This window comes from Massilia aquatica (genome assembly GCF_011682045.1).
Taxonomy (GTDB): domain Bacteria; phylum Pseudomonadota; class Gammaproteobacteria; order Burkholderiales; family Burkholderiaceae_D; genus Telluria_A; species Telluria_A aquatica.
The window spans coordinates 287630-301796 of record NZ_VVIW01000003.1 but is presented as its reverse complement, the minus strand read 5'-3'; the positions used below and the strand labels follow the sequence as shown (position 1 = coordinate 301796).

Sequence of the window (14167 nt, the reverse complement as noted above, 5' to 3'; positions counted from 1 at the left end):
CGAATGTACGGTGAGCATCGCAGGGGGAAAATGACGCCGCGCAGTAGGTTTTTCGAGGTCACCTGCTTAAAAACGCGCTTTGAGACGGACTCCCACTGTGCGCGGACGCGCCATGAACAAGGTATCCCCCGGCTGGATGGCGATGCTGTTGGTGGTCACATCGCTGACCTTGTTGCCGTTGGTCAGATTGGTGCCGAACAGGCCGACTTCATAGCCGCGCGTGGTGTAGCTCAAGGTAGCGTTGAGCGTATTCGACGATGGAATCTCCGAATAGCTGCCCTGCGCGGCGGCAAAGTTGGTGTAGGCGCTGCCCTTGTAGGCATAGCTGGCCGCCACGCCGACTTCATCCGTGCCGGCCACCGGAATCCGGTAGCTGACCGTGGCGCTGGCGGCGATGCGCGGTGCGTACGGCGTGCGCGAGCCGGCCGGAATATTCTGCGCCGCGATGCCGGTCACCACCGCGTCGCGCGCGTAGGCATGGTTGTAGGCCGCGTTGAAACCGATGCTGGCGCGCCGCGTCAGCTTGAACGCGCCTTCCACTTCCACGCCTTCGCTGCGGATCTTGCCGGCATTCTGGGTGAAGTAATAGGTGCATGGCAACCTGTTGAACACCTGCACGTCGTTCCAGTTGGTCAGGTAGGCATTCACGTTCAGCGTCATGCGGCGCTCGAACAGGGTGTTCTTGGAGCCGATTTCGTAGCTCCACAGGCTGTCCGGCGCAAAGGTCGACGGCGCGTTCACGCCGCAAAAATTGAACGGCACCGGCTGGTTGTTGCCGCCGTAGCGGAAGCCCTTGCCCGCGTTGGCGTACAGCAGGTGATCCTGATCCACATGGTAAGCCGCCGCGAAGCGCGGATTGGCGCCCTGCGCGGTGGCGCTGCTGCTGCTCACCTCGGGGCTGCCGGTGGGCAGCGCTGGCGTCGCGCCGACCAGGTTGCCGAACAGGCCGCTGAAATGCAGGTCGAAATCCTGGGTGCCCTTGAACAGGCGCAGGCCGGCGGTCAGGTCGAGCTTGTCGAACACGGTGTACGTGCCTTCGGCAAACAGCGCGACCTGGTGCGACTTGGTGTCTTGCCGGCCCGAAAAGTAATTGTTGGGCGTGGTGGCGCCGTCGTTGGTTTGCGAGTTATAGCCGGGGAAGTTGCGCGTCTCGCCGAAACGGGCGTCGAAGCCGGCGGTCGGCTGCTCCTGGCGCAGCTTGCGTTCGCCGGTTTCGAAAAACGCGCCGGCGGTCCACTTGAACGGGCCCGCCGCTTTCGAATTGAGGCGCAGTTCCTGGGCAAAGTCGGTCACCGCATTGCCGATCGTGTAGGCCGACGCCATCAGCGGATTCTTGCCGCTGAAAATGAAGGCCGTGGCCGGATACTGGGCTGACTGCGCATACGCCGTATCGCGGTGCAAATACGAGCTCGACGACACCAGCTGCGCGCCGCCCAGGTCATAGTTCACGGACAGGTTATACAGTTGCAACGAATCGTTGCTCTGCTGCGGCAGCAGCGCGAAGGTGGTGAATGGCGCCAGCTTCGAATATGCATCGTTGATGCCGCCCTTGATGTTGGAGGCGGTGGCGCTGGCGTCGATTACCAGGTCGGACGAGGCGCGGAGGCGCAGCGCGGCGCGGCCCTGGTTGGTCGAGACGGCGTTGGTGGTGGCGCCGCTGAAGTCGTTGCGGATGTAGCCCGACTCCTTGCCGGTATAGCCGGTCAGGCGCAGGCCGGCCACCTCGGCCTTGAGCGGAATGTTGACCATGCCGCGCAGGTTGCCGTTGTTGCCGCCAAAGCCGGAGGTGCGCGAGCCGACCGCTTCGACCGAGCCGAACAGGTCGGTCGTATCGGGCTTCTGGGTGATCTGGCGCACCGCGCCGGCCATGGCGCCGGCCCCGAACAGGGTCCCCTGAGGGCCTTGCAGCACTTCGATGCGTTCCAGGTCGAGCACTTTCAGGTCGGGGTTGCCGGACTTGAGGGTGACCGGCATCTCGTCGACATACACGGCCACCAGCGAGGAATCCTGGATTTCGGACGGCACGATGCCGCGCACGACCAGGCCGCGCATGGTGATGTTGTTCACGCCGGCGCCCTGCTCCTGCACGCTCATGGCCGGCACCAGGCTGGCGATATCGGACAGTTTTCCCAGGCTAAATTTGGCCAGGCCTTCGGGTTGCAGCACGGTGATGGCGGCCGGGACCTGCTGCACGTCGACGGCGTTGACGGCGCGGGTGGCGGTGATTTCGACCTTGTCGATCTGTTCGGAGGTGCTGGCGCCGGCCCCCTGGCGCGCGGCGGCGCGGGCGGCGCCATCGGTGGCAGGCGCCTGCTGGGCCTGGGTTGGAGCGATGACGCCGAGCGAGAAGATCGCCAGTGCGCCGTGGGCGATCAACTGCTTTGCCATCGGTGTTCCTTCTTGTTTGATTGGTAATGCGTGCTCGTCTATCTCGTCCGAAAAGTATATCGAAGGCGGAAAGCCTGCGACACGAAGATAAACAAGTTTGCTTATATGAATTAGCGTTTGGCGTGCTTTTGCCGACAAACTAAAAACCGTCTTTCCCGCGAAGGCGGGAATGACGGTTTTGAGGTTAGCGATTTTCGAAAAAAATCGTCGACAGTTCTGGCTGTTGCGATCTACAAAATGGCGCCCTGCGGCGCCATTATGCCGTTATCAGAACTGATACTGCAACGCGGCACGCACCGAACGGCCGCGCGATGGCTCGTATTCGGCGCGCACGTCAGGCGTCGGTGCGCGGTCGAACACGTTGTACAGATTCATCGACAGGGTGGTGTTCTTGAACCCGGTGTACGTCACGTGCATGTCGGTCACCACATCGCGCTTGATCTGGCAATATTCCGCGTCGATGCCCTGGCCGGCGCAACCTTCGGCCGTGTAGTTGGTGTCGTACTTGTCATTGTACAAACGGGTGCCCGGCACGTACGTCACCGCGCCGCCCACGCTCCACACGCCGCGCGTCCACGCCGTCGAGGCGCGCACGCGGTAGCGGTATTGCTCGTAGTTGCCGGCCAGGTTTTCGGTGAAGGTATTGGTCACCGTATCCCAGCTGCGGTAGTCGAGCTGGTAGTTGGCTTTCAGGTTGCTCACCAGCCTGCCTGCCGAACCCATGTTCCAGCGGTGGTTCATTTCCATGTCGATACCGGAAACGCGGGTGCGGTTCATGTTCTCGTAACGGTTCGACACCGCCGCAATCGGGCCGATCGGGAACGCGACATCGACACCGGTCAACTCCTTGGCGCGCGCCGCCAGGCGCATGTCGTCGGCCGTCACCGCCAGGCGCTGCACGCTGCCCGGACGACGGTCTTCGTCAGCCAGGATCTGGCGCGTGCTGCGGGTGTTGATTTCATTGCGGCGTTCGATATGGTAGTAGTCGAACGTCAGGCTCATATTGGCCAGCGGCTCGATCACCAGGCCAAGGTTGTAGCTGCGCGATTTTTCCGGCTCCAGCTCGGCATTGCCTTTGGTCAGCGAGGCAAAGCTGACGCTGCAGCCGACATCGCGCGCGCGCAAGGCGTCGGCCTGGTCCAGGGTAGTGCCGGTCTTGAGCGCGGCGTACAGCTGGTTGGCGGTGGCGCAACGCTTCGGATCGACGTTGCTATTGCGGAAAGCGGCCAGGTCGACCTTGCCGGTCTCCGCCACGTTAGGCGCGCGGAAACCATTGGCGATCGTGCCGCGCACCATGAAGCGCTTGTTCACTTCGTAGCGCATGCCCACTTTCGGCACCAGCGACAGGTCGGTGTCGCCCACCTTGTCGAGACGCATCGCGGCATTGAGTTCGAGCTGTTTGGTCAATGGCGCATTCAGTTCGGCGAACGCGGCGCTGACATTGCGCGCGCCGTCCACATTGATCGCGCCCAGTCCCTCGATCTGGCCGCTCGAGATATTCTCGCTCACGTAGGCGCTGAACGAATCGCGGCGCAAGTCGCCGCCGATGGCCAGCGACAGCGGACCGCCGTCGAGCTGCATCAGCTCGCGCGTGGCCTTGACGTCCATGAAGATCTGCTTCGACTCGCCGCCGACCGTCGAGGCCGGGAACATGCGCTGCAGCAGCTCGGGGCTGTTGACGCCGCCGAACTTGTATTCGCCGCTCATGATCGCGGCAGTGTAGTTGACGGCATGCTTGCGGCTGCGCGATTCATTGTCGACCTTCGAGCCCATGACGCCGATCGCCGTGGCCCAGTCCCAGCCGTAATCGCTGCCTTCGAGCCCGACCAGCGCGCGGTACTGCTTCGCTTGCGCATCTTTCTTGAAGAGATTGACATCGTCGGCGTAACGGTAGCGCAGCGCCACCGGGAAGCTGTAGGGATTGTTCGGATGGCCAACTGGCAGCTTCGGCTCGGTGTAGGAATTGAGCTTGCCATCCTTGCTGTTATACCAGTTGACCGGGGTGCCGGTGAACTGCATGATGGCCGGTGCATTGTAGTAAATGGTGTTGGTCTGGCCCAGGGTCACTTCGGAAAACGCGACGCGGTTGCCGCCCAGCTTCATGCGGCCGGTGCCGAAGAAGTTGTAGCGCTTCGCTTCCGGGCTGCGGCCCACGCGGCTCCACTGGTCGTAGCGGCAGGTGCCGTCGATCACGTTGGCGCAGCCGGCCAGCGGGGTGCTGAAGGTCTTGCCCGCCAATGCCGGATTGGCCGGGTAAGCGGCAGGATAGCGGTCGACCAGGTTGCCCGGATACGAATAGGTCGATTGCACGCCGTAGCTCGGGTTGACGTATTTGTTCCACCAGCCCGGCACCGCGTTGATGGCTTCGCGCGTCGAGTACGGCTCGCGGTGGTAGGCCTCGAAGTGGCCGAACACGTTGTAGCCGTCGGCTTCGAAGTCGCCCTTGCCGACCGTCAGCGAGGCGGTCTTGTCCTTGTCCAGTTTGCTGTTAAGCAGCGACTGGCGCGCGCCGGCCTTGGCCAGCGCGCCCTGGAAATCGCGCTTGGTGATGATGTTGATCACGCCGGCGACCGCGTCCGAACCGTACACGGCCGAAGCGCCGTCGAGCAGCACTTCGATGCGTTCGATCACTTCGGACGGCATGGCGTCGATGTTCACAAACGTTTCCTGGCCACCGTCGGCCAGGCCGTAGTTGGCGACCCGGCGGCCGTTGAGCAGGGTCAGGGTGGAATTCTTGCCCAGGTTGCGCAGCGAAATGCCCGAGGCGCCGCCGGCGAAGGAACTGCCGCCGTTCTTGTCGGACAAGGTGGTGGTGCCGCTCGAGGTCAGCGTGTCGAGCACGTCCTTGACGGTGCTGGCGCCAATGGCGGCGATTTCGGCCCGGCCCAGCACCTGCACGGTGGACGAGGTTTCGGTGTCGACCGCGCGCTTGATGTTCGAGCCGGTGACGATGACCTTCTGGATCGGTTGGGCGGCTTGTTCCTGCGCCAGCGCGACCTGGGCGCTGCCCAGGGTCAGGGCGACGGCGATGACGCTACGTTTTACTGCGAGTTTCTTGTTCAAAATCAGCTCCAGGATTGCTTTATAAGTATGTGTAAATCGTGTTTTCCGTTCCCCCCGCAGCGCACGCCCACAGGCGGGCACAAAAGCGAGGGCCATGAATTTCGCACAAACATGGATCGGGGGCCAAGAGGAATTCACAAAAATGTGCATCTATGTGAATTTTCGTTGTTTTCGTCACGAAAGAAACGCACGGTACAGGCGAAAAAAAACCCGGCGCCAGGGCCGGGTCGGGTAGCGCCGCCGGGCAGCGGCGCGCAACAGCGTCAGTACATCGATCAGAAGGTGTACTGCAAGGACACGCGTGCGCTGCGTCCGCGCACAGCCGGGTTGGAAGCACGTACGTTCGGCGGCGCCTCGCGATCGAAGATGTTGTACAGGTTCAGGGCGATGGTGGTGTTCTTGATCCCCGTGTAGCTCATGTTCAGATCCGTGACGACATCCTTTTTCACGCGGCACAGCTCGGTTGGAATACCCTGGTCTTCGCAGCCCGATGCGTTGTAGTTGACGTCGTACTGATCGTCAACCAGCGTCGTTTCTGGGCGGAAGGTGACCGCGGCGCCCACCTTGAACGGTCCGTTGATCCAGGCGCTCGAGGCGCGTACCTGATACTGGTATTTCTCGTAGTTGGCCGAGAGGTCTTCCGTGAACGTGTCGGTGACCGTATCCCACTTGCGGTAATCGAGCTGGTAATTGCCTTTCAGGTTGCTGACCAGGCGCCCTGCGGAACCGAGGTTCCAGCGGTGGTTGATTTCCACGTCGATGCCCGACACTTTGGAGCGGTTCATGTTTTCATAGCGGTTCGAAATCGAACCGACCGGACCGATCGGATACTGGATGTTTTTGCCCGACAATTCCTGGGCGCGCGTCGAGAAGCGCTTATCTTCCTCGGTCACGGCGCGGCGCTGCACGCTGCCCGGCAGGCGGTCTTCGTCCGCCAGGATCTGGCTGACGGTCTTGGTGCCGATTTCGTTGCGCCGCTCGATACGATAGTAGTCCACGGTCATGCTCAGGCTGTCGAGCGGTTGCAGCACGATACCGACGTTATAGCTGCGCGACTTTTCCGGTTCCAGCTCCGGATTGCCCTTGATCTGGGCGGCGAAGCTGACGCTGCAGCCGCGATCGCGCGCAGTCAGGGCGTCGGCCTTGTCGATTGTATTACCCTCTTTTAAGATGTTGTACAGCTGGGTGGCAGTTGCGCAACGCTTCGGATCGACCTGACTGTTCTGGAAGGCGGACAAGTCGACCTTCCCGGTTTCGGCCACGTTCGGTGCACGGAAGCCGTTTGCAACGGTGCCGCGCAGCAGCACGCTCTTGCTCACCTGGAAGCGCATGCCGAGTTTTGGCACCACCGAAATATCGGTGTCGCCCACCTTATCGACCCGCATCGCGGCATTGACTTCGAGTGCCTTGGTGATTGGCGCGTTCAACTCCGCAAAGGCGGCACTGATGTGGCGCGAGCCGGTAACATTGATTGAACCGTAGCCGACGATCTCGGCGTTGGCGATATTATCGCTGACGTAAGCGTCGAAGGAATCGGTACGGAAGTCGCCGCCGATAGCCAGCGCCAGCGGACCGCCGCCCAGCTGCATCAGTTCGCGGGTAGCCTTGAAGTCGATGAAGGCTTGCTTCGATTCGCCGCCGAACAGCAGGTTCGGGAACATTTTATTGAGCAGCTCAGGGCTGTTGACGCCGCCAAACTTGTACTCGCCGCTAGTGATCGCCGCGAGGTAACTCGCTGCGTGCTTGCTGCCTCGCATATTGTTTTCCACCTTGGAACCCATGGCGCCGACCGCCGTGTTCCAGTCCCAGCCATAATCGCTGCCTTCCAGGCCAACCATGACGCGGTACTGCTTGGCCTGGGCCTCGCTCTTGAACATCGTCACGTCATCGGCGTAGCGGTAACGCAGCGCGACCGGGAACGAATAAGGATTGTTCGGGTGGCCAACCGGCAGCTTCGGTTCCAGGAAGGAATTGAGCTTGCCTTCCTTGCTGTTGAACCAGGTCGACGGCGAGCCCGTATAACTCATTGTCGGCGGTGGACTATAGTAGGTGGTGGTGGTCTGGCCCAGCGTCACTTCGGAAAACGCGGTGCGGTTACCGCCCAGCTTCAGGCGGCCGCTGCCGAAGAAGTTGTAGCGCTTCGCTTCGGCATGCGCCCCATAGCGCGCCCACTGATCGAAGCGGCAGGTGCCATCTTCGACATCGGTGCAACCGGCCACAGGCGTATTGAAGCTTTTCCCGGCCAGCGCAGGGTCGGAATAATTGGCCGGATAACGGTCGACGAAGTTACCCGGATAGGCATAGGTCGACTTCACCCCGAAGTTCGGATTGACGTATTCCTTGTAATAGCCGGGGATTGCCGGCATGATGGTGCGGTCGTCGTACGGCAGGCGGTGATACGCCTCGAAGTGGCCGAAGACATTGTAGCCATCCTTTTCGAGGTCGCCGGAACCGGCCGTCAGCGAGGCCGTCTTGTCCTTGTTGATCGCGCTTTTCAGCAGCGACTGGCGCATGCTGCCGGCGACCATCACGCCACTGAAATCCTTGCGGGTAATGATATTGACCACGCCGGCCACCGCATCGGACCCGTACACGGCCGAGGCGCCATCGAGCAGGATCTCGATGCGGTCGATGATTTCCGACGGCATGGCGTCGATGTTGACGAAGGTTTCCTGGCCGCCGTCGGCGAGGCCATAGTTGGCCACGCGGCGGCCGTTGAGCAGGGTGAGGGTCGAGCCCTTGCCCAGGTTGCGCAGCGAAATGCCGGTGGCGCCCGAGGCGAAGGAATTGCCGCCGCCCAGATCGGTCAGGTCGGTCGCTTTCGACGTCAGGGTATCGAGCACATCTTTGACGGTGCTGGCGCCGATGGCGGCGATTTCCATACGGCCAATGACTTGCACCGGCGAGGAAGTCTCCTCGTCCACCGCGCGCTTGATGTTGGAACCGGTAACGACCACTTTTTGAATCGGCTGTGCCGCTTGCTGCTGTGCCAGTGCGACGTGGGAAACGCCGATGGTCAGCGCGACGGCGATAACACTTTGTTTCAGTACGAAAGGCTTTTTCAAGATAACTCCAGGTAAGAAATTCTTCCGTGAATAAAATCCGCTCTTTGTTTTTTGAAACCCATTTATGTGTACGGGTGATGACAAATTTCGCATGAACATGGTGGCGAAGAAAACAACTTATGCATATGCGTCAATTTTGCAGTATTTACTGTTGTTTTTAGACGAACATACCTATGCAAAAACCGTCGTTTTGCAACTTCGGCTGTATGTAGTTCAGTTCGGTACACTGTCGTTTTTGTGCATTGAATTCGCCGGCCGCACCCAGAATTTGCCGCAAAGTGCCTGACAAGCTGGCGAACATCGGCATAATGGTTCCACGCAACAACGCGCCATGGACCTGGATCGGAGTGTATTGATGAGAACAATGTTTTCCGCAAGCTTACTCAGCGTAGCCCTGCTGGCCCTGCCGGGAGCGGCGTGGTCGGCCGACAAAGGCAGTGCCGACGAAGCGGTCGCGATGGTCAAGAAAGCCGTCGCGCTGATCAAGGCCGACAAGGCCAAGGCCTTCGCGGCGATCAGCGACACCGCCAACAAGGAGTATCACGACCGCGATCTGTATGTGTATGTATATGACCTGAACGGTGTTTGCCTAGTCCACGGCAACAATCCCAAGATTGTGGGCAAGAACCTGATGGCGCTGGCCGACAGCAACGGCAAGCTGATGATCAAGGACATGGCCGAACTGGCCAAGTCGCCTGCCGGCAAAGGCTGGGTCGACTTCAAGTGGCCCAATCCCGTGACCAAGGCGGTCGAAAACAAGTCCGGCTACATCGAGCGGGTGGACGACATGATGGTTGGGTCCGGCGTCTACAAATAAGCATCCGCCGCAACTGCCAGGCCTCGTCCTAAAGCCTTTCGCGGCAAGCCCCTGACCCCGGTGTTGGGGGCAGGCTATTTTCCGTGGCCGGAAACCAGGGAAAACGTGGTGGCGACACGGTCGAGCCCGTCCTGGCGCTCGAGGTTGGTGATGACCAGGAGGTAGTCGCCCCGGACCAGGTCGAGCCGGCCGATCCGGCGCGTTTTGCGCGCGCGCTCGATGCCGCTGGAAACCTGGCACAGCGAGGTGAAGGTGCGCTCGATCACGACGGCCTTGTCCGACTTGCGCTGGACCACCACGCGAAACGGGATCGGGCGGCCCAGCCCCGCCAACTGCGCTACTGGAATGTCGCCATAATGCACACCCGGCCCGCAGTGCTGGTCGTAGCGCGAACCGACGATCTCATCCTTGCGCATCGCCCATGCATTCGGAAATGCAAACGTCAGGTCGAGCGAGTAGCTTTTGTCCACCGCGACCGAAAACGCGGCCGATGCGCTGGCGCCGGCCTCGGTCAGCGCCAGCGGCTGGTCGGCTATCAGCGGCGGAAAGGAACAGGCGAAGGTGATATACATGACCAGTCCAATGACTGGCTTCTGGCAGAGCGAGTAAGCGATCGGTCCCATGGTGCTCTTTGTGCTGGTTCGGACCAGCAGTATCGGATGCACAGTCGTGTTGCAGCGAAATGGCTGGCGCCGCTACCGTAGAGGGACTTGCGGGATTGCCTTTTAATACACTTGATGTTTCCGACGCACCCGCCTGCCCTGCCACGCCAAGTCCGGCGCGAAAAAAAACGCCCCGCAGGGCGTTTTTGTCGATCCGGCCAATGATTACTTGGCGTTCATCAGTGCCACCGTGGTGTCCAGCATGCGGTTCGAGAAACCCCACTCGTTGTCGTACCACGACGATACCTTGACCAGGCGGCCCGACACCTTGGTCAGGGTCGAATCGAAATTCGACGAGGCCGGATTGTGGTTGAAGTCGATCGATACCAGCGGCTCGGTCTGGTACGTCAGCACGTCTTTCAGGGCGCCTTCGGATGCCGCTTTCATCAGGGCATTGACTTCGTCGACGGTGGTGTCGCGCTTGGCGATGAAGGTCAGGTCGACCAGCGAGACGTTGATGGTCGGCACGCGGATCGCGAAACCGTCCAGCTTGCCGTTCAGTTCAGGCAGCACCAGGCCAACCGCGGCGGCGGCGCCGGTCTTGGTCGGGATCATGCTCATCGTGGCCGAACGGGCGCGGCGCAGGTCTTCATGCATCACGTCGGTCAGCACCTGGTCGTTGGTGTAGGCGTGCACGGTGGTCATCAGGCCGGTTTCCAGGCCGATGGCGTCGTTGAGCGGCTTGACCAGCGGGGCCAGGCAGTTGGTGGTGCACGAAGCGTTCGAAATGACCGTGTCGGTCGACTTGAGCACATTGTCGTTGACGCCGAACACGATGGTCGCGTCCACGTCTTTACCGCCCGGCGCCGAAATGATGACTTTCTTGGCGCCGCCCTTCAGGTGGGCCGAGGCTTTTTCTTTGGTGGTGAAAAAGCCGGTGCATTCCAGCACCACGTCCACACCCAGCTCACCCCATGGAATTTCAGCAGGATTGCGCTGCGCGAACACGCGGATCGCGTCGCCATTGACGATCATGTTGTCGCCTTCGACCGTCACGGTGCCGGGGAACTTGCCGTGCGCCGTGTCGTAGCGGGTCAGGTGCGCGTTCGACTTGGCATCGCCCAGGTCGTTGATCGCCACGATCTGGATGTCGTGTTTCTTGCCGCCTTCGTAGAAAGCGCGCAGGACATTGCGGCCGATACGGCCATAACCGTTGATTGCAACTTTGATCGTCATTACTTTGCTCCTGAGTGATAAAAATGGGTGGCACGCGGCGGCGCCGAAGCGCCGCCTGCATTCGCTTACACTTCGCTTAGTTCGTCAGTACCGACTTGACCTTGGCAACCACGTTCTCGACCGTGAAACCGAAGTGCTTGAACAGCACCGGCGCGGGAGCCGATTCGCCGAAGGTGTCGATGCCGACCACGGCGCCTTCGAGGCCAACGTATTTATACCAAAAATCGGTTACACCCGCTTCGATCGCCACGCGCGGCACGCCACGGGTGAGCACGCTGGCCTTGTAGGCGGCGTCCTGGCGGTCGTACACGTCGGTCGACGGCATCGATACCACGCGCACCGGAATGCCTTCGGCGGCCAGCGCGGCAGCTGCCTTGGTCGCCAGTTCGATTTCGGAACCGGTGGCGATCAGGATGGCCTTGGCATCAGCCACGTCTTGCAGCACGTAGCCGCCGCGCGCGATGTCGGCGATCTGGGCCGCGGTGCGTTCCTGGAACGGCAGGTTCTGGCGCGAGAAGATCAGGGTCGACGGGCCATCCTTGCGCTGGACGGCGGCGCCCCAGGCAGCGGCCGATTCAACCGTGTCGCACGGACGCCAGTTGTCCAGGTTCGGGATCAGGCGCAGCGACGAAACGTGCTCGACCGACTGGTGGGTCGGGCCGTCTTCGCCCAGGCCGATCGAATCGTGGGTGAACACGAAGATCGAGCGCTGCTTCATCAGCGCGGCCATGCGCAGCGCGTTGCGGCTGTAGTCGGAGAAGGTGAGGAAGGTGGCGCCGAACGGAATGTAGCCGCCGTGCAGGGCGATGCCGTTCATGATGGCGCTCATGCCGAATTCGCGCACGCCGTAGTTGATGTGGTTGCCTGGCTTGCCGGAACGCAGTGCGATGCACTCTTTCCAGTTGGTGAGATTGGAACCGGTCAGGTCGGCCGAGCCGCCCAAAAATTCCGGCAGGGTCGGGGCCAGCGCCTGGATCGCGTTCTGGCTGGCCTTGCGGGTGGCGATGTTTTCTTTTTTCTCGACGCAGGCGGCGATCGCCGCGTCCAGGGTGGCGTTGAAATCAGCCGGCAGTTCACCCTTCATGCGGCGCTCGAATTCGGCGGCCAGCTCGGGATATTGCGCGCGGTAGGCGGCGAATTTGGTGTTCCATTCGGCTTCCAGCGCGGCGCCGTGCTGTTTGGCGTCCCAGGCGGTGTAGACCTCGGCCGGGATCTCGAACGGGACCGAAGTCCACAGCAGGTGCTCGCGCACGGCCGCCACTTCCTTGTCGCCCAGCGCGGCGCCGTGCACCTTGTCGCCGCCTTGCAGGTTGGGCGAACCCTTGCCGATGATGGTCTTGCAGCAGATCAGGGTCGGCTTGGACGAGAGCTTCGCTTGGCAAATAGCCGCGTCGACCGCTGCCACGCTGTGGCCGTCGACGGCGGCGATCACGTTCCAGCCGTAGGATTCAAAGCGTTTCGGGGTGTCGTCGGTGAACCAGCCTTCCACCTTGCCGTCGATCGAGATGCCGTTGTCGTCGTACAGGGCGATCAGGCGGTTCAGGCCCAGGGTGCCGGCCAGCGAACACACTTCGTGCGAAATGCCTTCCATCAGGCAACCGTCGCCCAAAAACGCATAGGTGTAGTGGTCGACCACGTCGAAGCCCGGCTTGTTGAATTCCGCCGCCAGCAGGTATTCCGAGAGCGCCATGCCGACCGCGTTGGCGATGCCCTGGCCGAGCGGGCCGGTGGTCGTTTCCACGCCCGGAGTGATGTCGACTTCCGGGTGGCCCGGGGTCTTCGAATGCATCTGGCGGAAGTTTTTCAGGTCAGCCATGCTCAGGTCGTAGCCCGACAGGTGCAGCAGCGCGTAATGCAGCATCGAGCCGTGGCCGTTCGACAGCAGGAAGCGGTCGCGGTTGAGCCACTTCGGATTGGACGGATTGTGCTTGTAGTGGCCGGCCCACAGCGCCACCGCAATTTCCGCCATGCCCATTGGCATGCCTGGGTGGCCGGAATTAGCCTGTTGCACTGCGTCCATTGCCAGCGCGCGGATCGCGTTGGCCATCAAAGTGGTAGGGAGCGTCGTTTTCATGGGTCGAATCTGTGAGGTCGTAGGATTGGAAATGCGGGTGGCGCTGCTTGGCGTACCGGGTCAAGTATTTTACCAGACCATGGGGTGGCGAATTAAAATGAAGCGCTTTGCCGCGCCTGCCGGCCTCGACTACACCCTCAACTCATTCCCAGGATTCCATGCCCCGTTTCTATTGTTCCGTGCCGCTGGCGGTTGGCCTCACGCTCGACCTGCCCGAGGCGGTCGCTCATCATCTGCACGTGCTGCGCATGCAAATCGGCGCCGAACTGTGCCTGTTCAACGGCGACGGCGGCGAATACATCGCCCACCTGGCCAGCGTGGAAAAGCGCCGCGCCAGCGTCACCATCAAGGCGCAGGTGGCGCGCGACGTCGAGCTGCCCTACGAAATCACCCTGGCCCAGGCCCTGCCCGAAGCGTCCAAGATGGACTGGATCATCGAAAAGGCGGTCGAGATGGGGGTGGCGGCGATCGCCCCGCTGGCCGCGCAGCGCTGTGTGGTGCGGCTGTCGGGCGAGCGCGCCGAAAAGCGCCTGGCGCACTGGCAGGGCGTGATCGTGGCCGCCTCCGAACAGAGCGGGCGCAACCGCCTGGCGCGGCTGGCCCCGGTCGACGACCTGCACCAGTGGTGCGCGCAGCAGGGTATGCACAAGCGCATCTTGCTCAGTCCGCGCGGCGGGCAGTCGCTGGCCGACTGGGCCCGGCACCAGCCGCCGCAGGCGCTGTCGTTGATGATCGGGCCGGAAGGCGGTTTTACGGTGCAGGAAGAAGACGCGGCGATGGCGCGCGGCGCGCTGGCGCTGTCGATGGGGCCGCGCATCCTGCGCACCGAAACGGCCGGGATTGCCGCCGTGGCCGCGCTCAACGCCCTGTGGGGCGGGATGTAAGCGCCATCGGCCGCACGCTGCGCGTTCGCGCAAGCGAC

Annotated in this window: 8 protein-coding genes; 2 read left to right on the top strand and 6 right to left on the bottom strand. The window is 61.9% G+C overall.

Annotation, left to right across the window (positions count from 1 at the left end; all coding sequences use genetic code 11):
- Nucleotides 1-66: 66 nt before the first annotated feature.
- The 3 genes from F1609_RS07345 to F1609_RS07335 all read right to left on the bottom strand — a co-directional run bounded on the left by F1609_RS07345 (nucleotide 67) and on the right by F1609_RS07335 (nucleotide 8516).
- The gene (locus tag F1609_RS07345; RefSeq protein ID WP_167075831.1) at nucleotides 67-2388 is read right to left on the bottom strand and encodes a TonB-dependent receptor; all 2322 of its coding nucleotides are present in this window, start codon (nucleotides 2386-2388) and stop codon (nucleotides 67-69) included.
- A 267-nt stretch (nucleotides 2389-2655) separates the two neighbouring features.
- Entirely contained in the window at nucleotides 2656-5451 is a 2796-nt protein-coding gene (locus tag F1609_RS07340) for a TonB-dependent receptor plug domain-containing protein (protein ID WP_167075830.1), read from the bottom strand.
- Nucleotides 5452-5726: 275 nt separating this feature from the next.
- Nucleotides 5727-8516 carry a TonB-dependent receptor domain-containing protein gene (locus F1609_RS07335; RefSeq protein ID WP_167075829.1) on the bottom strand — a complete coding sequence of 930 codons (2790 nt, stop codon included), beginning with the start codon at nucleotides 8514-8516 and terminating at the stop codon, nucleotides 5727-5729.
- A gap of 364 nt (nucleotides 8517-8880) precedes the next feature.
- On the opposite strand from F1609_RS07335, the gene F1609_RS07330 reads away from it, so the two are divergent.
- Entirely contained in the window at nucleotides 8881-9333 is a 453-nt protein-coding gene (locus tag F1609_RS07330) for a cache domain-containing protein (RefSeq protein ID WP_229421703.1), read from the top strand.
- 74 nt (nucleotides 9334-9407) lie between these two features.
- On the opposite strand, the gene F1609_RS07325 is transcribed toward F1609_RS07330, so the two are convergent.
- The 3 genes from F1609_RS07325 to tkt all read right to left on the bottom strand — a co-directional run bounded on the left by F1609_RS07325 (nucleotide 9408) and on the right by tkt (nucleotide 13245).
- Entirely contained in the window at nucleotides 9408-9956 is a 549-nt protein-coding gene (locus tag F1609_RS07325; RefSeq protein WP_167075827.1) for a DUF5625 family protein, read from the bottom strand.
- Nucleotides 9957-10160: 204 nt separating this feature from the next.
- Entirely contained in the window at nucleotides 10161-11171 is a 1011-nt protein-coding gene (gene gap, locus F1609_RS07320; protein WP_167075826.1) for a type I glyceraldehyde-3-phosphate dehydrogenase, read from the bottom strand.
- Between the two features lie 76 nt (nucleotides 11172-11247).
- Nucleotides 11248-13245 carry a transketolase gene (tkt, locus tag F1609_RS07315; protein ID WP_167075825.1) on the bottom strand — a complete coding sequence of 666 codons (1998 nt, stop codon included), beginning with the start codon at nucleotides 13243-13245 and terminating at the stop codon, nucleotides 11248-11250.
- Between the two features lie 158 nt (nucleotides 13246-13403).
- Between tkt and F1609_RS07310 the strand changes: the two genes are divergently transcribed.
- On the top strand, nucleotides 13404-14129 hold the full coding sequence (locus tag F1609_RS07310; RefSeq protein ID WP_167075824.1) for a 16S rRNA (uracil(1498)-N(3))-methyltransferase: 726 nt from the start codon (nucleotides 13404-13406) through the stop codon (nucleotides 14127-14129).
- Nucleotides 14130-14167 lie beyond the last annotated feature (38 nt).

Coding starts and splice junctions, on each gene's coding strand:
- F1609_RS07310 (WP_167075824.1), top strand. CDS start 13,404: ATGCCCCGTTTCTATTGTTCCGTGCCGCTGGCGGTTGGCCTCACGCTC.
- gap (WP_167075826.1), bottom strand. CDS start 11,171: ATGACGATCAAAGTTGCAATCAACGGTTATGGCCGTATCGGCCGCAAT.
- F1609_RS07345 (WP_167075831.1), bottom strand. CDS start 2,388: ATGGCAAAGCAGTTGATCGCCCACGGCGCACTGGCGATCTTCTCGCTC.
- F1609_RS07325 (WP_167075827.1), bottom strand. CDS start 9,956: ATGGGACCGATCGCTTACTCGCTCTGCCAGAAGCCAGTCATTGGACTG.
- F1609_RS07330 (WP_229421703.1), top strand. CDS start 8,881: ATGTTTTCCGCAAGCTTACTCAGCGTAGCCCTGCTGGCCCTGCCGGGA.
- tkt (WP_167075825.1), bottom strand. CDS start 13,245: ATGAAAACGACGCTCCCTACCACTTTGATGGCCAACGCGATCCGCGCG.